The sequence below is a fragment of the Marinobacter sp. SS5-14b genome (assembly GCF_030541005.1).
In the GTDB taxonomy this organism is placed as follows: domain Bacteria; phylum Pseudomonadota; class Gammaproteobacteria; order Pseudomonadales; family Oleiphilaceae; genus Marinobacter.
The window spans coordinates 433,079-453,387 of the sequence record NZ_JASSVM010000004.1 but is presented as its reverse complement, the minus strand read 5'-3'; the positions used below and the strand labels follow the sequence as shown (position 1 = coordinate 453,387).

17 protein-coding genes are annotated in these 20,309 nt (G+C 58.5%); 7 read left to right on the top strand and 10 right to left on the bottom strand.

The window, feature by feature from the left end; translation table 11 throughout:
* The first annotated feature begins 10 nt into the window (after nucleotides 1-10).
* The 3 genes from thiS (at nucleotide 11) to slmA (ending at nucleotide 1,784) form a co-directional block, all read left to right on the top strand.
* Complete coding sequence (gene thiS, locus QPL95_RS12065) at nucleotides 11-211, top strand: sulfur carrier protein ThiS (RefSeq protein ID WP_303291214.1); 201 nt, start codon at nucleotides 11-13, stop codon at nucleotides 209-211.
* Nucleotides 212-280: 69 nt separating this feature from the next.
* Nucleotides 281-1,090 carry a thiazole synthase gene (locus QPL95_RS12060; RefSeq protein WP_303291213.1) on the top strand — a complete coding sequence of 270 codons (810 nt, stop codon included), beginning with the start codon at nucleotides 281-283 and terminating at the stop codon, nucleotides 1,088-1,090.
* A 106-nt stretch (nucleotides 1,091-1,196) separates the two neighbouring features.
* A complete protein-coding gene (slmA, locus tag QPL95_RS12055; RefSeq protein WP_303291212.1) occupies nucleotides 1,197-1,784 on the top strand; it encodes a nucleoid occlusion factor SlmA in 588 nt (195 codons plus the stop codon).
* Between the two features lie 25 nt (nucleotides 1,785-1,809).
* On the opposite strand, the gene QPL95_RS12050 is transcribed toward slmA, so the two are convergent.
* The 3 genes from QPL95_RS12050 to QPL95_RS12040 form a co-directional block, all read right to left on the bottom strand.
* A complete protein-coding gene (locus tag QPL95_RS12050) occupies nucleotides 1,810-2,634 on the bottom strand; it encodes an inositol monophosphatase family protein (RefSeq protein ID WP_303291211.1) in 825 nt (274 codons plus the stop codon).
* A gap of 52 nt (nucleotides 2,635-2,686) precedes the next feature.
* Nucleotides 2,687-3,982: a pyridoxal phosphate-dependent aminotransferase gene (locus QPL95_RS12045; RefSeq protein WP_303291210.1), complete on the bottom strand. Its 1,296-nt coding sequence runs from the start codon at nucleotides 3,980-3,982 to the stop codon at nucleotides 2,687-2,689.
* Between the two features lie 121 nt (nucleotides 3,983-4,103).
* Nucleotides 4,104-5,423 carry a substrate-binding domain-containing protein gene (locus QPL95_RS12040; RefSeq protein WP_303291209.1) on the bottom strand — a complete coding sequence of 440 codons (1,320 nt, stop codon included), beginning with the start codon at nucleotides 5,421-5,423 and terminating at the stop codon, nucleotides 4,104-4,106.
* A 207-nt stretch (nucleotides 5,424-5,630) separates the two neighbouring features.
* On the opposite strand from QPL95_RS12040, the gene QPL95_RS12035 reads away from it, so the two are divergent.
* Nucleotides 5,631-6,290 (top strand): response regulator transcription factor, encoded by a 660-nt coding sequence (locus tag QPL95_RS12035; RefSeq protein ID WP_303291208.1) that lies wholly within the window; start codon nucleotides 5,631-5,633, stop codon nucleotides 6,288-6,290.
* Here the strand turns inward: QPL95_RS12035 and QPL95_RS12030 are convergent.
* From QPL95_RS12030 to QPL95_RS12010, 5 genes are all read right to left on the bottom strand, one after another.
* Nucleotides 6,259-7,614, bottom strand: a complete 1,356-nt coding sequence (locus QPL95_RS12030; protein ID WP_303291207.1) for a sensor histidine kinase KdpD — start codon at nucleotides 7,612-7,614, stop codon at nucleotides 6,259-6,261. The genes QPL95_RS12035 and QPL95_RS12030 overlap by 32 nt on opposite strands.
* A gap of 77 nt (nucleotides 7,615-7,691) precedes the next feature.
* Entirely contained in the window at nucleotides 7,692-8,774 is a 1,083-nt protein-coding gene (locus QPL95_RS12025; RefSeq protein WP_303291206.1) for a lipase secretion chaperone, read from the bottom strand.
* 7 nt (nucleotides 8,775-8,781) lie between these two features.
* Nucleotides 8,782-9,708: a triacylglycerol lipase gene (locus QPL95_RS12020; RefSeq protein ID WP_303291205.1), complete on the bottom strand. Its 927-nt coding sequence runs from the start codon at nucleotides 9,706-9,708 to the stop codon at nucleotides 8,782-8,784.
* A 110-nt stretch (nucleotides 9,709-9,818) separates the two neighbouring features.
* On the bottom strand, nucleotides 9,819-10,130 hold the full coding sequence (locus QPL95_RS12015; RefSeq protein WP_303291204.1) for a DUF3301 domain-containing protein: 312 nt from the start codon (nucleotides 10,128-10,130) through the stop codon (nucleotides 9,819-9,821).
* A gap of 68 nt (nucleotides 10,131-10,198) precedes the next feature.
* Nucleotides 10,199-11,827, bottom strand: a complete 1,629-nt coding sequence (locus tag QPL95_RS12010; RefSeq protein WP_303291203.1) for a PAS domain-containing methyl-accepting chemotaxis protein — start codon at nucleotides 11,825-11,827, stop codon at nucleotides 10,199-10,201.
* Between the two features lie 174 nt (nucleotides 11,828-12,001).
* Here QPL95_RS12010 and QPL95_RS12005 point away from each other — a divergent pair, with 174 nt between their 5' ends.
* Entirely contained in the window at nucleotides 12,002-13,717 is a 1,716-nt protein-coding gene (locus QPL95_RS12005) for a bifunctional diguanylate cyclase/phosphodiesterase (protein WP_303291202.1), read from the top strand.
* Nucleotides 13,718-13,867: 150 nt separating this feature from the next.
* A complete protein-coding gene (locus QPL95_RS12000) occupies nucleotides 13,868-14,812 on the top strand; it encodes a helix-turn-helix domain-containing protein (protein WP_303291201.1) in 945 nt (314 codons plus the stop codon).
* Nucleotides 14,813-14,890: 78 nt separating this feature from the next.
* Here QPL95_RS12000 and QPL95_RS11995 read toward each other — a convergent pair whose 3' ends face one another.
* On the bottom strand, nucleotides 14,891-17,971 hold the full coding sequence (locus QPL95_RS11995; protein WP_303291200.1) for an efflux RND transporter permease subunit: 3,081 nt from the start codon (nucleotides 17,969-17,971) through the stop codon (nucleotides 14,891-14,893).
* Nucleotides 17,971-19,068: an efflux RND transporter periplasmic adaptor subunit gene (locus QPL95_RS11990; RefSeq protein ID WP_303291199.1), complete on the bottom strand. Its 1,098-nt coding sequence runs from the start codon at nucleotides 19,066-19,068 to the stop codon at nucleotides 17,971-17,973. Before QPL95_RS11990 ends, QPL95_RS11995 begins: the two co-directional genes overlap by 1 nt.
* A gap of 416 nt (nucleotides 19,069-19,484) precedes the next feature.
* Here QPL95_RS11990 and QPL95_RS11985 point away from each other — a divergent pair, with 416 nt between their 5' ends.
* Nucleotides 19,485-20,306, top strand: coding sequence for a class III extradiol ring-cleavage dioxygenase (locus QPL95_RS11985; RefSeq protein ID WP_303291198.1), 822 nt, complete (start codon nucleotides 19,485-19,487; stop codon nucleotides 20,304-20,306).
* Nucleotides 20,307-20,309 lie beyond the last annotated feature (3 nt).

Below are 20,309 nucleotides of genomic sequence, written 5' to 3'. Positions count from 1 at the left end.
AATCAGAACGATGCAGGTTCAGGTAAATGGCGAAGCCATGGAACTCCCGGGCGGAGCGACCATTGCCGCCCTGATTGAGCACCTCGCGCTGACCGGAAAACGGGTCGCGGTCGAGGTTAACGAAGACATTGTGCCCCGCAGCCAGCACCCGGAATTCACCCTGAATGACGGCGACCGGGTGGAACTGGTGCATGCCATTGGCGGCGGTTGATGCTGCGATTCTGTTGAACGCACAGCCGCGAGTAAGCCGACTATTCTTATCACAGAACTCAGGTAGGTTATGACAGACAAACCGGACATCCAGCTCCCCGAAGACAAGCCTCTCGAAATTGCAGGTCGGATTTATCAGTCCCGCCTGCTGGTGGGCACCGGCAAATACCACGATCTGATGGAAACCGGCCACGCCATCGAAGCGAGCGGCGCCGAAATCGTCACCGTGGCTGTGCGCCGCACCAATCTCGGCCAGAATCCGGACGAGCCTAACCTGCTGGATGTGATCTCACCGGACACATACACCATTCTGCCCAACACCGCCGGCTGCTATACCGCAAAAGATGCGGTGCGTACCTGCAAACTGGCCCGTGAACTGCTCGATGGTCGCGATCTGGTAAAACTGGAAGTGCTGGGTGAACACAAAACGCTGTACCCCAACATGCCGGAAACTCTCGCCGCCGCCGAGGAGCTGATCAAAGACGGCTTCAAGGTGATGGTGTACTGCTCGGACGACCCGCTGCTGGCCATGCGCCTGGAAGAAATGGGTTGTGTGGCCATCATGCCCCTGGGGGCTCCCATCGGCTCTGGCCTGGGCATCCAGAACCGCTACAACATTCGGTTGATTGTTGAAAATGCCAAAGTGCCGGTGCTGGTTGATGCCGGCGTTGGTACGGCGTCTGATGCCACCATCGCCATGGAGCTGGGCTGCGACGGCGTACTGATGAACACCGCCATCGCCCAGGCCAAAGACCCGATCAAAATGGCCAACGCCATGCGCCTGGCCATCGAAGCCGGTCGTGAAGCTTACCTTGCTGGACGTATGCCGAAGAAGCTGTACGCCAGTGCGTCTTCACCCATTGATGGGACCTTTTTCTAAGCTGAAAGATCAGAAAGTTGCCATGGACGAGGCGGAAACTCACGGACCCACGAAAGTTGTCGGGGGCCGTATCTAAAAAAAGAAACCAGAGCGCTGTAGTCCTGTTATGACCAATCCAAAACCCAGCCGGCGGGATACCATCCTGCAGGCTCTTGTTGAATTGCTGCAAAGCGACCCGGGCGCCCGCATTACCACGGCGGGCCTTGCAAAGAACGTGGGTGTGACCGAAGCGGCGCTGTACCGGCATTTTCCCAGCAAGCGGAAGATGTTCGAGGCGTTGATTGAGTTCGCGGAGGAAGCGGTATTCACTCGCTGCCAGGTGATTCTGCAGGAGCAGGAGGATGTCCGGGTGCGCTTGCAACAGCTGGTGCATCTGGTATTGGTGTTTGCTGAACGCAATCCTGGCCTGTGCTGTGTGCTAACGGGCGATGCCCTGATGGGCGAAGACGAGTCGCTGCGCAAACGCGCTTCCCAGTTTTTCGAGCGCCTGGAAACCCAGTTCCGCCAGGCGCTGAAAGAAGGTGAAATCCGCCAGGGCTTGCGGCCCCGCACCAGTGCCGCCCGGGGTGCCGATTTCGTGATGGTGTTCCTCGAAGGCCGCGTCCAGCGCTTCGTCCGCTCCTCGTTTTCACGTTTGCCCTCTACCGATTTCGACGAGGCATGGGGACTGGTTTCCGAGGCCGTCTGGGGCTAGGTTGGGTGTAAACGGACGCCCGGTTTCAGGTATAGCCGGACGCGGAACGGAGTATGGAACGAACCGGCTCCCACACCGCCGGGGCGGAGATGAGTATGTCGCGTCCCCAGAGGTCGGCCGGGTAGCCATCGGGTACATCGCCAAAGTGGCCCACGGTGGCGCCCGCTTCCCAAGCGATCAGCCGCGCGGCAGCGAAGTCCCAGGGGCTGACGTTCTCGTAGTAAATATCCAATCGGCCGCAGGCTACCCAGCAGATGTCCAGAGCAGCGGAGCCAATGCGGCGCAGATCCCGGCATTGGTGAATCATCGCGTCTAGCCGGCGCACCAGGGGTTCCAGATTGTCCTTGGTGTAGGGGAAACCGGTGGCGAATAGCGACTGCCTGGGATCGGTGGCACCGCTGTGGCGGATCGGCTTTCCGTTCAGTGTGGCGCCTTCGCCCTTGGTGGCCCGGAAGGTTTCGCCAGGGAAGGGGGCATGTACCACGCCTACCCGCACTTGCCCTTTTTCAGCGTAAGCAATCGATACCGCCACCTGGGGATGGCCGTACGCGTAGTTTACGGTGCCGTCGATGGGGTCGATGATCCACAGCGGGGTGTCCAGCGATTCCGCCAAGGACAGGTCCGGCATGGTTTCTTCAGAGAGAATGCGGTGATCGGGGAAACGTTCGCGAATGGCGCCGGTGATGAATTCGTCCGCCAGCACATCGGCGTGGGTCACCAGCTCGGTCTGATGTTTGTAATCGGTGCGCAGAGTGTTTTCTTCCCGCTCGTAGCGGATCAGCTCGCCGGCCTCTACGGCCAGGGCTTCGGCGAAATCAGTGATTTCGCGCAGAGAAACAGAATCAGACATGGCACCCCCGGTTTCATAAAGCGTGAGGGTGCCAGTCTAACATGGCCGGGCGTTACAGGCTGTTCAGCCACTTCTCCATTTTATCCATGGCCAGAACCAGTCGCGGGCAGGCCTGTTGGATAAAGTCATCCGCCAGTTCCTTGTCGGCATAGTCGCCGCCTGCCAGAGCCAGTGCCTGGGTGCCATCAAAATCCACAAAGGCGAGACGCGCGCCCATGTGGTCCGGCACAAAACCGAAGTCACTGGAGGGCAGGATGGCCACACCGGTGTCTTCCAGCAGTGCGGTGCAGAACGCCTGTGAGGTTTTGATGTCCCTGCGGGCCAGCTTCTCGCTGAAATTCGAGAAGTCCGGGAACAGATAAAACGCACCTTCCGGTTTGCGCACAACAGCGCCCATCTCGCTCAGGCGACGGTACATGTATTCCCCGACCACCTTCAGTACCCGACGAGACTGGTTCAGGTATTCGTCAATGTCTTCGCCGCCGTCAAAGGCGGTGATGGCGGCGTGCTGGATGGGTGCCGCGGTGGAGGTGAAGGTTTCACTGGCAATGATCGCCATGGCATCCTGCAGGGGGCGCAGTTCCGGCGGGAAGATAAACGTGCCCAAACGCCAGCCGCCGGCCCCGAGCCATTTGCTCATGCCGGTGCTGATGATGGTGCCTTCCGGGTAGTAGCGGGCAATGGATTTGTGCCGGCCCTCAAAGTTCACTTCCCCGTAGATCTCATCCGACAGCAGGATCAGGTTGTACTTGCGCGCGACGTTGGCGATGGCCAGCAGCTGGTCGTCGGTGTAGGTGCAACCGGTCGGGTTGGACGGGTAGTTCAGGATCAGGATGCGCGGGCGCGACGGGTCGTCCCGGCAGATGATGTCCAGTTCTTCCGCCGTCAGCTGCCAGTTGTTCTCGGCGTGGGTAGGCAGCCAGTGCACTGAACGGCCTATGATGCGGGCCTGGGGGGCGTAGGACACCCAGCTCGGGCGCGGGATCAGCAGGTCGCCGTAGTAGGCCAGCTGCAGGATGAACAGCAGTTCTTTGGAGCCCGGGCCGATAAGCACGTCTTCCCAGGTGCAGCGCATGCGCTCATTGCGGTTGATGTAACCGGCAATGGCTTCGCGCAGGCCCTTCAGGCCTTTCACTGGCAGGTAGTCTTTCTCGTGGGCATGCTCTTTGAGGGCGTCTACCACCCGCTCGGGCACCGGGAAGGGAGACTGCCCCAGGCCCAGCTTGATGATGTCTTTACCTTCTGCCCGCAGCTGGTTACTCAGCTCGTTGATGCGAAGGGTGGCTGAGGGCTGAATGCCCCGAACGTTCAGGTTGATAGCGAAGCGATGGTCGTTTTTGATGTCCATTGTCCCGGTCTGTTGGTTGGTGACGACAAGGGCAGTATAGGAGCCTCAAACATATCTGTGATCCCGGTGCGGATAAGGGATTGCCGAAGCCGGCCGGTTGTTTGGTGTCTATCCCGAGTGCTTACCGGGCTTTGATCCACACTTCCACCCGGCCGTTGCGCAGATTGCCGCTGCCGCCTACAGGCATGTAATGTCCGTAACCAGTGTAGGCAACGAATGGCACCCCTGCTTCGTTCAGGGCACGGCGGACAGACAGCGCCCGGAGCTCCGAGATCATTTGGGCCCGCAATTCATGGCTCTGGGTGTCCGCAAAACCGATCAGCAAGAGATCGTCGGCCGCGCGGCCTTGCTGCTCAAGATAGTGCTGCACCCTGCGCAGGTCACGGTGGGCCTTGTTGTCCAGTTTGGTGCGGCCTTCCGAGAAACGGAAGTTAACGGTCATACGTTGGTAGTTTTCGGTCAGGCGCCGGAAGGACTCGGGCACGGAGGCATCAAGCTCGGGTTTGACCGCGATCGGATTCTGGGAGATGAAACCGGATTCGGCCACCAGTGCCTGGCCTTCGGAGCTCAGAGCGAATTCAATCAGACCACCGGCGAACTCGGGCGTCTGCTTGCCAAGGGTGTACATGAACAGACGACGCGACAGGGGATAGTCCTCACTGGCAATGGTCAGCTGGTTGGGCTTCAGGGCCGGTGCGTTACCATCCGAGACCGCCAGCAGTTTGCTGTCGCGGACCGACGCCAGGCCGGAGAAACCGATGCCAGAACGGTCACGTGAGACGTCATCTGAGAGCTGGTCGTTGGATTCATAGCGACGGGCGGATTCGTGCAGACGATAGCGCTTGCCGAGCACCAGGGATTTGAAGGTGTCCCAGGTTCCGGAGCGGTCGTCACGGGCATACAGGCGAATCGGACTGTCGTTGCCCCCGAGCTCTGACCAGTTCCGGATTTCGCCACTGAATATCTGCCCCAGTGTCTCGATACTCAGCTGGCTGACCGGGTTGTCTGGATGCACCAGGATGGCCAGGCCGTCGATGGCAATGACGTGCTCGCTGGCGAGGGCCGTCAGGTCGGCTTTGCCTTTTACCTGCTCGGCCTCGTCTTTTTTCACCGGGCGGGAAGAGGCCCAGATGTCGGCCTGACCATTGGCAAGGGTGCGAAAACCAGTGCTGGAGCCGTGGGCAGCCACCAGTACTGACAGGTTTCGGCCCTGGTGATTGGTGGCCAGAATCCGCTCGTTGTCCCGGCCGGTAGGCGTGCTGCTGATTTGGGCTTCGCTGATCTGTTCAAGGTAGCCGGTTACCAACATAGGGGCCAGAGTGGCGCCCACCGTGTTTGAACCGTGAATCTCCAGCTCATGAGCGAGTATGGGTGAATTCAGGGTCATGAGTGCCAGTAACAGCGTAAGGTGACGGATGCTCTTCCGGATTAATACAGCCATGTTATAGAAAACCTGTTCAGAACATAGGGTTGAGATGGGGGCAGGATGCTTCAGAAATGTGACAACTATGTTTCAGTCCCGAGAATGCCAGCGGGAAAAATCCGGACCTATGTGGTGAAATGTTAAGCAGGCCGCTGAGTGGTTGGCCTGGTTAGCCTATAGTGGTCGCTCCGCAGTAACAAAAATAAACAGAGCGGGAGCCTAATCATGATTGCGACACTGCCTGAGCGCGGCTTGCCTGCGCCCGATCCCTGTATGGCTTTGCCATTCAGGCGGGTGCTGCTGGTAGATGATCACGCCCTTTTCGCACAGGGATTGGCAGGGCTCATTCAGCAGGAAGGGCTGGCGGAGACGGTTGAAATGGTGTCTTCGGTTGAAGAGGCCTCCGACTGCCTGTTGCACCGACAGGGGATTGAGCTTGTTCTGCTCGACCTGTCCCTGGGTGGCGAGACGGGTTTGTCACTCTTGCCGAGGCTGTCTGGGCAAGGGCCGCAGCCACCGGTGGTCATTATTTCCAGCAGTGATGATGAGTGTACCGTGCGGGCGGCGCGGGCGGCTGGCGCCAGGGGCTTTCTCGCCAAATCGTCGGGCCGGCTGGCACTGGTGAGGATGATGCAGGCCGTCAGCAAGGGCCAGGGGTACTTTCCTGGTGGCATGGCGCCGCTGAGTCGCGATATGCCGTTAACCCCCAGGCAGCTGGACGTGCTGTCCCTGTTGGCTCAGGGCTTTCCCAACAAGCGCATATGCCAGAGCCTCGATCTGACGGAACACACCGTCAAAACCCATTTGAAAGCGATTTTTACCCAGCTGGCGGTGCACAATCGTACCGAGTGCGTTAACAAGGCGCGGGCGCTGGGTTGGCTGTAACCGACAACGGCAACTCGATCCAGAAGACCGACCCCTGAGGTGTTGAATTGGCACCGCAGCGGCCACGCATCAGATGGGTAAACTCCTGCACGATGGTCAGTCCCAGGCCAAGGCCGGGATAGTCGTTCTGACCTGAGCCTCGCACGTAGGGTTGAAACAGTCGCCCTTCAAGCCCTTCAGGCAAGCCCCTGCCATTGTCCGAAACCATCATGCGCACGGTCCCGCTGCGCTTCTCCCAGCCCAGTCGAACGGTATCGCCGCCACTGTGGTCCGCCGCGTTAATGATCAGATTCTGGAGCACCCGTTGGAGTAGAGCCGGATCGGCCTGGATGCTGGCGGGGACGGTGGACGGCTCGAGGAACAGGCGTAATCCTCGGTCGTGGAAGGTATCTTCAGTAAGTGCCTGCACACTGCGAAAAGCGTCAGACACTTGAACCGGCTCCAGCTCGGGCCGGATCATGCCTTCGTTCAATCGGGCACTGTCGAACACGGTGCCGAGCAGGCGGCGAAGTTGGCTGACCATGTCCTTGAGCTGGCGCACCATGTTGTTGTGCTGGTCCCCCTGACCCGCAGGCCGGAGGTTCTCCAGGGTGATATCGATAACGTTCAGGGGCTGTCGCAGGTCGTGACTGGCGGCGGTAATCAGCTCGGTTTTACGGCGGCTTTCATCCTGTGCGGCCCGGTGCATCAGATCCAGCAACTGGCGGTCAAGAAAATGGGCCCGGTGCCGGTGTTCGGTCATCCAGGCACCGACCATTCCGATGACGTTGGCGGTCATCAGAAAGAACACGTTGATCAGGGTGTCGGGTATCGAGCTGCCGGCCCAGAGCTCGGCCAGCAGGTAAACACAGACCAGGATAAAAGACGTCACCGAGGCGGCGATAAAGGGCAGGCCCATGGCGAAGTAACCAAACATCAGCATCAATATCATGCCTTCATAAGGCAACGGGTAGGCCTGCATTCGAGCGGCTACGATAATGGCTATGACGCTCATCCCGCCGGCCAGGTAGGCGAGGGTGTAAACCTTCTCGAAAATTTCGTCGGCCAGGGTGGTGCAGTGTGACAGCCAGAGCACCAGGGCAATGATGGGACAGATAAACGCAAGGCGGATAAACGCAGTGACCTGAGCCAGCTCCCGGGGCAGGGTCATCACGTCCATTAAGGCATAAACCAAAAACAGCAACAGGCCGGCAATAGAGACTACTCGGGCGCGTTGGCGTATCAAGGCGGAGCGGGCTTGTCGGTATCGGGTTTCGAGCGTCGGTTCGAAGCGCAGGGTCAAAAAGCCATCGGTTTGCTGGCGTCGGATCTGTTCTGCGTTCATGGTCACTTCCAACAGGCACGGTCATCCGATTGTAATGTGCTGCGGCTTCCGGTTTCGGGAGCCGCAGCACATTACCGTCAGCTTTGGTCCAGCAGCTTCAGCTTTGCCCAGGTTTGCTCCTGTTGATCGCGGAAATGCTGATTCAGAAGGCGCTCCCGGTGCTCCTGTTGCTCTGTGCCGGTAAGGCCCGACCTGGGCTCCTTGGCCATGGCCTCCCGGAATACCTCAAAGCGCTGATCAAAGGCCTGGCGTTGTTGCAGGTAGTTTACGACACCGTCGGCGCTTTCCTGATCCAGGCCCAGGTCTGACAGCCGTTGTCCGGCCATTTCCGGCGAGCTGGCCGACGCCATCGCAGCCACTCGCATCTGGTGCTGATGTGTGTCGGCCTGCAACCGTTGCTCGGTGGCTTTCAACGCCTCCGGTAACTGGTTTCTATGCCATTCCACTAATGCCTGTTTGCCCTGGTCCGTCAGGTCGGTACGTTGTTGTATCGCCAGGGTCGCCAGGGTGTATTCGCTGTAGGCTTCCTCCTGGCCGAAAAAAGCCAGGTGGGCTTCGCGGCTGAAGGTTTCCTGCCGGAGTTGCTTGAGTTGCGCGAGGGCGTCGCCCAAGACCTGAAGCTGGTAGGCTTCGTTGTGCTGCAGGCTGGGGTCCAGCTCAGTCTGCAGTACTTGCAGTGATGCTTGTTTGTAGGCGAGATACTGGTCCAGCAATACCATGGCCTGGCTGGCGGCGGGCTCAGGAAGATGTTGCTGAGCCATGTGTTGAATCTGTCCTATGGCGGTTTCCGGTGACACTTCGCCGACGGCGCTCAGAAAGTAATCGAAGAAGTCCCGCACTTCCAGGCTCACCATCAGTTGGCCGTCTGCGCTGGCTTTCAGTGAGCCGTCGATGTCGGTGCCTGCCAGGGACGGCGCAATGGCCGCGCCCGTTTGTTTTTTAGGGGTCTGGTGGGATGCCGGAGGACGGGGGTCCGCCTCGGATAGTGCTCTGGCGGTGGCGGTCACCGAGTAGTCTGGAGCTTCTGGAACGGTGTTATCTGTGAGCTCGGTGACGCCGCCGGGCGAAGTAGATCCGTACCAGAGGCCGCTGCCGGCCACGACGGCCAGCAGGGCTCCGGGAAGCAGCCACCAGCGCCGAGCGTTGGTTTTTGGCTTCATAATGACCTCACAGCCCGCGGTTTTTCAGGCGGTTGGCGTGGGAGCGGTATAGGCTGACCGGATTGGTCCACAGGGAACGGGCGCCGAGCAGATGATTGATGGCGTCTACGTGGTTCATGTCGTAGTGGGTGCCGATCACATTGCCCATCATGGTAGAGCATACGCCCACCAGGCCATCGCTCGGCTCACTGCCAAAGGCCAGCGAGGTTACGCCCAGGAAGGGGTCGGTAATGTCGAAAACGTTGGTCCAGATGCCGCGGCCGGTCCAGGAGAAGAATTTGATCTTGTTGCCGTTGATCCAGACGTCTTCGTTGGTGCCGGCGCAGGCATTGCGGTTAACGCCTTGCCAGCCGAGTGCATTGTTCAGGCTGGTGGTACCGGGGGTGGTCAGGGTTTCGAGCGCGGCAATGCCATCCTGGGGGTTGTTGGCCCCGGAAAGTGCATTGATCAAGCCGCCCAGGGCATTTGCGATCGCGCCTGCGCCGCCCTCAACGTAGCTGCCGGGCGGTACGATGCCACGGATGACATCGGCGACTTTCGAGCCCTTGTTGACCCCGTTAATCGAAGTGACGGAGGCGATGCGGTGCGGGATCAGTGCGGCGGCCACCCTGGAGGTGGGTGCGCCCTGGCTGTGGGCCATCAGGTTGACTTTGCTGTGCCCGAGGCTGTTGATGTAGTTGGCCAGTTGCTGGCCCCGTTGTTCGCTGCTGTTGACGAACGAAACAGAGGCGGTGTACACCCGGGCGCCACTGCGCTCAAGGTTCCAGGGGATGGTATGGAAGTAATTCACCAGGCCACCGAGGGTATTGAACCCGGTGACGCCGTGCACCAGTACGATCGGATGTCGGGTCTGGGTATAACTGGCGTGGCTCAGCATTGAGAACACCAGCATAAGGGCTCCGGCCATCAGCCGGACAGGGATGGCATAACGCATAAAGTACTCCTGTTGTTTTTGTTGGTTGTACTGCAACAGGAAGTATTGCGGAGTGCGCTGCTTGTCAGGAATCGCCCATATGGGTGAGGTCGGAATGTGTACAGGGGTACTCAGAATTTGTGGGGGTCCAGCTCCATCTGCAGGATCTTGCGCCCGAGCATGATCACCCGTCCGGTGTAGCGTTCTTCACCGGTGGTGGTGAAATCAAACAGGAAACGGCGCCATACCCGAAGGTTGCCATTCTGGTCCCGCTTGAACCAGATACCCCGGAGGAATACGGCGTCGTCCAGCAGCAGCACGTCCATGGTTTTACAGTAACGGTGGGCTGCCTGTAACACGTCGTCTTTGATGGCTTTGGCCTGCCACCAGTACCACGCAGCAAAGCCCGCAGTGAAAATCCAGAAAAGGGTTCCGAGAGTCAAGGTGCTGGCGGCCCTGTTGATTGCATGGGTGTGGACGGTTCATCGAACCGGCAGACCGCCAGCCTACCTCATTGTGCCGGCTCGGGGAATTGTTGCCGTTTGCTGCTGGTCGTTGGCAGCAGTCGATCACAGAGCATTTTAAGGAAATGGCTGGTCAGGAGCTGGGCCTGGTCTACGTTGTGTCCTAGCTGCTCGGATTCATGGTGGGCACTTTCACTGCTTTCGACGGACTGATTGCCCAGATGCAGAAGGTGTTCCGCTTGCCGCTCAACCTGCAGCGCCAGTGCAGATTGCTGTTCCGAAGCGCTGGCCACCTCGCGAGCGCATTCATCGATGATATTGATGTCATGCAGGGTGACCCGGAGTGCCTCGGAGGCTTGATTGGCCAGGCTTGCGCTCTGTTCGCAGGCGCCGGCGCCGGCTTTGATGACGCTGACCACGGTGCGGGTTTCGGTTTGCAGATCTTCTATCATGGTGTCTATGCGCCGGGTGGATTCGTGGGTGCGCTGTGCCAGGCCGCGGATTTCATCGGCAACCACGGCGAAGCCTCGGCCAGACTCCCCGGCGCGAGCCGCTTCGATTGCGGCGTTCAAGGCCAGTAAATTGGTCTGCTCGGCAATCTCTGAGATCACATCGAGGACAACGCTGATGGCATTGCTGCGCTCGGTCAACTTGTCCATTTCATCGTTGGCTCCGGCCAGCTGGCTTTGCAGTTGTCGGAGCGATTGGTCGACACCGTCCATGCTGGCCTGGCATTGGCTGGCGGAATGGCGGGCATCGGCGCTGGCCTGATCGGTTCGGCTGGTCATCTCACTCACGCGCCTGACGCTTTGTGCCAGTTCTTCAAAAGCGCGGGTGATGTGTTCGATGTCCGATTGCTGGCTGCGAATACTGGCCACTGAGCTGGAAACCCACTCCATGGTTTTCTGCTTCCTGCCGTGGAGCTTGCCAATGTTGGCGTGCATTCGAGCTGAAACGGCCCGCAGGGTGGCATCCCGTTTCTGACGGTCATACTCAATCCAGGCACCTTCGTCGCGCCGGCCGGTGTAGATCCAGGGCATCACCGGGTGGGCATCGCAGCTCAGGTCGCGAGCGGTGCGGGTCATGGGCATTGTTAGCCACAGCAGAACGCCAAAAACAGCGAGTACCAATGCCTGAAGCTCCAGCATGTGCGTAAGGCCCAGCTCAGAACGGCCAAGTAACAGCAAGCTGCTGGCCAGCACGGCATACAGACAAGTGAGTTTTGAAACCAGGGAGGGGCTGTTGGCCTGGAAGCGGCGGGGGATTCGGCCACGGTTCCAGGCTGTGTAGGCTTTCTCGGCACGGTGCACCTGAGCCCGGCTTGGGCGGCAACGTACCGACTGGAACTCTACCATTTCGCCATCCTTGAGAATGGGGGTCACGTAGGCGTCTACCCAGTAATGGTCACCGTTCTTGCAGCGGTTTTTGACCATGCCTCTCCAGGACTCTCCGCTGCGGAGAGTGCGCCACATATTGGCAAAAGCTTCCGGTGGCATGTCGGGGTGCCGTATCAGGTTGTGGGGCTGGCCAACCAATTCGTCGATGCTGAAACCGGCGATCTCGGCGAACTCCTCGTTCGCCGCAGTAATCTTTCCTTTCAGATCGGTTGTGGTGATCAGATGGTAGCGGGCGGGAAAGTCGCGCTCAGTTTGTGTAACTGGCTCATTTCTGCGCATTGATCACTCCTGGAGTACGTTTGTTTCGCTGAGTGCACTCACTATCAACTGCGATTGGCGGATGCGGTATCCGCTTATTGCAAATCTTGAAATCCTTCTCACGTTTTTCTCAGTCTTTGGTCAAAGGTGATTGTTTTTTGCAAGAAGTGGATAGGTTAACGACAGTTTCTGCATATGCTGAAACCAGAGGCTGCCGTCAGCCGGGCAGGTAAGGAAGAGGTGTATCGAATGGTACAGGCGTTACAGGAACAGGACTTCAAGGCCTTGGTGGATCACCATCCCAGGGCCATCATGCTTTCTACTCCTGATGCACGAATTACTTACGTTAACCGTATGTTTCATTCGGTGACCGGGTATCGGCCCAACGAAGTCCTCGGGCGGGCACCGTCGGTGTTGAGTTCCGGTTTGCATTCAACGGAGTTCTATCGGGCCATGTGGCAAAGCCTGACTGACCATGGCCGTTGGGAAGGATTGATCTGGAACCGCAGGAAAAATGGTGAGAACTATCCGCAGTGGCTGACAATCTATCCGGTGGAATACAACGGTAACCGCCTTTTTGCCGGCGTGTTCATGGATGTGGGTGAGCTCACCGCTGGCAATGAGCGCCTGGCGTCGCTGGCGTACTACGATCCGCTGACGGAGCTGCCAAACCGCTCGTTGTTTCAGGAGTTTCTCAAAGCAAGGGTGAGCCAGCGGGACCCCGCTACCAACCGGTTTGCGGTACTTTATATCGACCTGGATTTCTTCAAATCTGTCAACGACCTCCATGGCCATGACTGTGGCGACCGGGTACTGCAACAAGCAGCGGCCTGCATCCAGGGCATCGTGCGTAAGGGCGATGTTATTGCCCGCCTGTCCGGTGATGAATTTGCCGCGATGGTGGAGCTGGAAACGGAAGACGAGCTGCAGGCCGTGTGCGAGCGAATGACCAACGCATTCCGTGCGCCAATTCTGGTGGATCATCGTGAGTACTTTTTGTCGGCCTCGGTCGGCGCCGCAATCTTTCCCCGGCACGGTGAGTCTGCAGCGGAGCTTTTGCAGAATGCAGACCGGGCGATGTATACGGCAAAAATAGCAGGCAGAGCTTGCTACCGGGTCTACAGTGCCGTGGAAAGCGAGCAAGGTCATTACCAGCAACGTCTTTCCGAAGCCCTGATGGCCTCGTTGAAGGTTGCGCAGGACGAGTTTTCGGTGGTGTACCAACCCCAATATGACCTTGTTTCCGGTGCTATGGTGGGTATGGAGGCGTTAATGCGATGGCAGCATCCAGAACTGGGAGCCGTATCCCCCGCGGAGTTTGTGCCGTTGGCAGAGCAGCGGGGGCACATTCATGAACTTACTGAAGTCCTTGTGCGCTGTATTACCCGGGACCTTGATCAGTACTGTGGCGGTAGCGGTAATTCGAAGCGACTGGCCATCAATATTTCGGCCAGACAGATCGCAGATGGCCGGCTGGAGCAGTTGCTGGAACCTTTTTTCAACCGCATCCGGCAGGCCGGCTGGGTGCCGGAGATTGAGATCACCGAAACCCACTTGATGAACCTGTCACGCCGTTGTCTTGACCGGCTCCGGGAGTTTGGAGAGAAAGGTATCCGGGTGGCTATTGATGACTTTGGTACAGGGTATTCTTCTCTCGCCTACCTCCACAGTCTGCCAGTTGATGTGCTTAAGATTGACCGGAAGTTCGTTCAGAGGTTGGGCGCCGACGGACGTGATGCGCGCATTGTATCGGCCATTCTGGCTATAGCCGAGGCGCTTGATCTTGAAGTGGTCGCTGAGGGTATTGAAACCGAAACTCAAAAGGCCAAACTGCAGGAGTTGCAATGCCACCGAGGGCAAGGCTATTTGATGGCCAGGCCGTCGCCACTGGAAGGCCTGAAACTGGCCTGACCTGATCCGTCGACCATTTTGACGGAAATTGACGGTCATCAATTTAGTGACGATTTAAGGGCGGTTTGACGGGGTTTTGCAATATAAGGCTAGGGATTTTTCCATGTGTAACATACAACGGCAGGTCCACTCACTGCCTGTTTGAGCCCTATGCGCTATTTCAATGCCCAGTCCAACCTGGAGGCCTATCTTCGGTTGAGCCGAGCCGCTGGCGATGAATGGTTGTCGGCAATCGAGGATCTGTTTTCGCCTGCGGCATATGGGTGTTATCTGACCAATCCGCAAGGCGTTGTTGGCTCGATGTCTGTGCTGGAAGTCGAAGCCGGTAAAGTCTGTGTTATGGAACTCAGCCAGGGCATGGAGCTCACCTGCTGTCGGTTGAAGCAACCTCTGGTTGTGTTGTCGGTGATGGGCCAGTGTAACCTGACGCTGCATGGCGCAGCGGGCTCTTCTGTGTATCCGTTGGCGGTCATCCCCGCAAACCGGGAGTTTACGCTGTCTGCCGGTGATGCGAGTCGGCTGATTCTTGTTTTACCGATGAAGAACCTGCCGCAGCGGTGCCCGTCCCATGCATCGGCGCTGGTGGTTGCCAGCGAGATTCAACGCTTTCTGCTGATGTCAGGCTATCTGCAGGATCATCGGCATGCCTGTGAGTCGGCGACCGATCTGTTTCTCCGGATTGACGATCTCTTGGCCAGCCCCGAGGCAGATGCCTGCGGTGATGTGCCAGAGCTGGGCCGGAGGCTGGTAAAAGTCATCGAAAAGATTCGGACGGAGCCGCAGTGGGAGTTTGATCTGGCGGAACTGGCCAAACACGCCGGGGTAAGCGAGCGCAACCTGTACTACCTGATGAAGCGGGAAACCGGCCTCACGCCTTATCGTTATTACCAGCGTTGCCGACTAATCCGTGTGCGCAAGCGATTGGTGGATTGCCAGTGTGATGTCCCACACATCTCCTGGTACGCGGCGGATGAAGGTTTCACCCACCTGGGGCGGTTTGCGGCGCTGTACCGGGAGCATTTCGGTGAATTGCCCAGTGAAACCGTGCAGTGGCGACGTCGTTTACAGGCGCAAGGTGCGGCGGAGCTGGCCTGACCGGTTTGTGATCCGAGAACAAAAAAGCCCGCCATGTTTTGTCATGGCGGGCTTTTGTTTCTGGCACTGATTAACGCATCAGGCCGTCGTTTTTACAGTGTTTTCCTCATCGCCATACTCATCTGCTGCTGAGCCGTGGTGATCACGGGCCAGCAGTATATAAAACGCCGGCAGCACGAAGATGGTGAACAGGGTGCCGATGCCAAGGCCGGCGCTGATGGTCAGGCCAATGGCGAAGCGGCTTTCCGCACCCGGGCCCACGGCTATCAGTAGCGGTACCATGGCGAAGATCAGCGCCAGTGACGTCATGATGATCGGGCGCAGCCGGATAGCCGCTGCTTCGATGACGGCCTCGATCTTGTTGAGACCCCGGTCCTTCTGCAGCTGGTTGGCGAACTCCACGATCAGTATGCCGTTCTTCGACACCACACCAATCAGCGTGATCAGGCCCACCTGGGTGTAGATGTTCATGGTGGCAAAGCCGAGCACGATGAAGGCCATGGCGCCCGCGACCGACATGGGTACGGAAACCAGAATGATGATCGGGTCGCGCCAGCTCTCGAACTGAGCCGCCAAAACCAGGTAGATCACCACCAGTGACAGGAAGAAAGTCACCACCAGGGCGCTACCCTGGTTCGCCAGCTGGCGTGACTCGCCGGTGTAGTCAAAGCTGAAGCCCTGGGGGAACACCTCAGCGGCGGTCTGCTCGATAAACTCCATGGCCGTGCCTGCGGCAACACCGGGCATGACCACACCCTCCAGCGTCAGCGAGTTCTGCTGATTGAACTGGGTGCGGTTTGACGGTTCTACCTCTTCGGTGAAAGTGACGACGCTGGACAGCGGCACCAGTTCACCGTTGCCGGCGCGGATATAGTAGTCGTCCAGAGACTCCTTACTGGGGCGGAACTGATCATCAACCTGCGGAATCACCTGGTAGGAACGGCCTTCCATATTGAATCGGTTGATGTAACCACCACTGAGCATGCTGGCCAGGGACTGACCGACATCCTGCATGGACAGGCCCAGATCGGCGACCCGGTCACGGTCCACGCTGATGCGGGTAACCGGCTTGTCAAAGTTGATGGATTTCTTCAGGAACATGAAGTTGCCGCTTTGCATGGCTTTGCCAAGCATCTCATCTGCTACCTGGTCCAGTTGCTCATAGGTGCCACCGGTAGAGATCACGAACTGGAACGGCAGGCCGCCGCCGGAACCCGGCAGGGACGGGCGGGGGAAAACCGCAGTCTGCAGGCCGGTGACGTTCTTCAGTTCCGCGTCCAGCTTGGGCTGGATGTCGAACTGGGAGATTTCCCGCTCGCTCCAGGGTGCCAGTTTGAAACCACCAAATACGGCGTTCGGACTGGTGACGCCCAGAATCATGAAGTCTTCGCTGTAGCCATCCACGGTGGACATCCGTTCCTGAACTTCCTGGCCGTGGTCATACAGATAATCCAGAGTGGATGTTTCCGGGCCCAGGCCCTGGTAAAACAGAATGCCCTGGTCCTCGGTGGGGGCCAGTTCGTTCTGACTCATCATCACCATGAAGTAGATGGAGCCCAGCACCACCACCGCGAAGAAAATCACCACAGACTTGGTCTGCATCAACGATGTCAGCGCGCCCTTGTAGAGGTTGGCGAGACCGTTGAACGTCTTTTCTACCAGCTGCTCAAATTTGCCGGGGTTACCGTGGGGTTTCAGCACCTTGCTGGACAACATGGGGGACAAGGTCAGGGCGACGATACCGGAAATCACGACGGTACCGGCCAGGGTGAAGGCAAACTCTGTAAACAGCGAGCCGACCAGGCCGCCCATAAAGCCGATGGGTGCATAAACTGCGACCAGGGTGGTGGTCATGGCGATGATGGGCATGGCCATTTCCCGTGCGCCATTGATGGCGGCTTCAAAGCGGGATTCGCCCTGCTCGATGTGCCGGTGTACGTTCTCTACCATGATGATGGCGTCGTCCACCACCAGCCCGATGGCCAGTACCATGGATAGCAGGGTCAGCAAGTTCAGGGAGAAGCCAAACATCAGCATGACAAAGGCACCGCCGACCAGTGACAGTGGCACTGCAACCGATGGCACGATGGACGCGCGTATCGAACCGAGGCACAGGAACACCACCACCAGAACGATCACCATAGCTTCCAGCAGGGTGGCAATCACTTCATTGATGGAATCATCAATAAAGTCAGAGGCATCGTAGGCCAGGCGCACGTTCAGGCCACTGGGTAGCTGGCTTTCGATGTCTGGTAACTCTTGCTTGACCAGGTCAGCTACGGTCAGAGGGTTGGCGCCGGGTGCCATTTCAATGGCGACATAGGTGGCCGGCTGGCCTTTGTAGAGCGCCAGCTGGTCATAGCTCTGGGAGCCAAGTTCGACCCGGGCGATATCCTGCAGACGGATCAGTGTACCGCCTGACTGTTTGACCACCAGGTTACGGAAGGCCTCTGGGTCGGCAATGTCGGTATCGCTGGTCAGGCTGACTTCGGTGTACTTGTCACGGGTTTTGCCCACCGCGGCCTGATAATTGTTGGCCCGAAGCTTTGCGGCGACTTCAACCGGCGTCATGTCGACGGCGGCCAAACGCTCGGGATCCAGCCAGATGCGCAGGGCAAAGGTGCGGCCCAGCAGCTGGGCTTTACCCACGCCCGACAACGCCTGCAGCTTGGGCTGAACAACCCGGGTCAGGTAATCGGTAATCTGGGGAACTTCCAGCTCGGTGCTGTAAAACGCGATGTACATCAGCGCGGTTTCATCACCGGTGGTGGAGGTGATGACGGGGTCTTCAGCCTCGCCAGGCAGTACGTTGCGCTGACTGGCAACCTTGGCCTGAATCTCCGCCAGGGCATCGTTGGCGTCGTAGTTCAGTACCATCTTGGCCTGAATGGTCGACACACTCTGGGAGCTGGTGGAGGTCAGGTAGTCGATACCGCTAGCTTCGGCGATGGCCTGCTGCAGCGGTGTGGTGATAAATCCTTTGATCAGATCCGAGCTGGCACCGGGGTAAGCGGTTGTCACGGTAACCGTGGTGCTTTCCAGTTGCGGGTACTGACGGATTTCCATTTCCATGGCGGCCCGTGCACCGAGCAAGAGGATCAGCAGGCTGACCACCGTGGCCAGTACCGGCCGGTGGACAAAAATGTCGGTGAATTTCATTACTCAGACGCCTCCTGGCCGGATTCGTCCTGAATGTCGACCCGCTGGCCGGCTCTCAGTCTCAGCAGGCCTTTGGCAACCACGGTTTCGCCGGCTTCAAGGCCGGAAGTGATCGAGGCACGACCATCACGGACTTCGCCGGTCATCACGCTGCGACGGTTAACCACCTGTTCACCCTTGTCGTTCTCAGCGACGACGAACACGAAGTTGCCGTAAGTGTTATAGGAGATGGCCGTGCGGGGCAGTGTCACCACTTCGTTGTCCCGTGGCTGGCCGGTCTGAATGGTGGCGAACATGCCCGGGCGCAGCAGACTGTCTTCGTTGCTGAGGGTGGCGCGCATCCGCACGGTGCGGGTCTCCGGATTTACCGAGGTGTTAATGGCGCTGACTTCACCTTCGAAAACCCGATCCGGCACGGCGGCCACGGTGACCGATACCGGGTAACCCCGGGCAACATCCGGCATGTACTTTTCAGACAGGGTGTAATCCACGTAAATCGGATCCAGCATGTTGATTTCAACAATGGGCGTGCCTGTTGGCAGGTATTCACCCTGGTCTACCATGCGGATGCCGAGAGTGCCATCGAACGGGGCGCGGATGACCTTTTTACTCAGCTGGGCCTCGGCCTCGTTGACCCGGGCGCCGGCTGCGTCAAAATTGGCCTTGGCTTCATCGTACTGGGACTGGGACACGGCCCGCTTGGGCAGCAGGTCAGACACCCGTTTGAACTCCTGTTGTGCCAGTTGGGCTTCGGCGCGGCGAGTGCGCAGGGCTGCCTCATCAATGGCAGCGTCCAGCCGGATCAGAACGTCGCCCTTGCTGACCGTGTCGCCGGATTCGAAGTTGACGGTCTCGATAACACCCGGCACTTCATTGGAGACTGCAATGCCGTTGACGGCCTCAACACTGCCTACCGCTTTGATGGCGGGCTGCCAGGTCTCGGTCGTTGCTTTGGTCACGGAAATAATGGCCGGTGGCTGGGGTTGAGACATCATTTCTTTCATCTGGCCAAACTGCATGAATTTATAGCCGAAGATGCCGCCGAGAACGACGCCAAGGAAAATGATGACGATGACAAAACGGGATGCGGTGCGCATAGGTCTGTTCCTGGGAATGAATTCCTGAGAGTTGTTGAGTCGCCGAACATTCAAAACGGAAGGCTACCAGCTTTCCATGTTAAAAGGACTGCTGACACAGAGGGTAGGAGCAGCCGAAAAAGTCAATTGGCGGTTTAGGGTAGCATGCTACAAAAGCTGCTCGGCATTGTCACTCATTCCGATACGGGAATCATGCGTGGTTGGATGTCTTCGCCTTTGAATTCTTAAAGAGTGCTCGTCTGAGCATGATCTGCTGAGTTGCACGCTGACCCGGCAAATTGCTCCACAGTGAAGCGATCGAGCATGTGATTTCCTACTGTCAGTAGGGGTATTTTAGCAGGTTCTCGTCGCCAGAAAATGAGCGTAAATTGGTTGTACCTGCAACCTGACGCTATTCCACCCGGAGGGCTTTATTTATGTCACAAAGCAACGCGGTTTCTGCCGCCCAGCCGGTGTTGTTCATTCCCCATGGTGCCGGCCCCTGTTTCTTTATGGACTGGAATCCGGCCGATGCCTGGGATGGTATGGCGACCTATCTCAAGGGTATATCGTCAAGATTGCCGGCCCGTCCCAAGGCCATTGTGCTGGTGTCGGCCCATTGGCTGGCAGACGAGTTCCGGGTCACCACCGGATCGCAGCCGGAGTTGATCTACGACTATTACGGTTTTCCAGAGCACACCTATGAGCTGGAATACCCGGCACCTGGCGCCCCGGCGCTGGCGGAACGCATTGTCAGCTTGCTGGCCGGGGCCGGTCTGGAAAGCCGGGGCGATGCCGGGCGAGGGTTTGACCATGGCATGTTCATCCCCCTGAAACTGATGTTTCCGGAGGCGGATATCCCGGTGGTGCAACTGTCGCTGCGACAGGATCTGAATCCGGCGGCCCATCTTGCGGCCGGTAAGGCGCTGGCCGCTTTGCGGCACGAGGGCGTGCTGATCGTTGGCAGCGGTATGAGTTTTCACAATATGCGTGGTTACGGTGATTCGCGCTTTACACCCCTGTCGGAAGCCTTTGATGCCTGGCTGACGCAGGTGGTTGCCGAACACCCGGACCGACGTGAAGCTCTGCTCAGCCACTGGTCTGACGGACCCCATGCCCTCCAGTGCCATCCACCGGGGCACGAAGAGCACCTGATCCCATTGATGGTCGCGGCCGGGGCAGCCGGCAATGCGAGCGGCCAGAAGGTTTATTCCGAGCAAGTTATGAAGACTCAGCTATCCGGTTTTCACTTTGGCTAAATC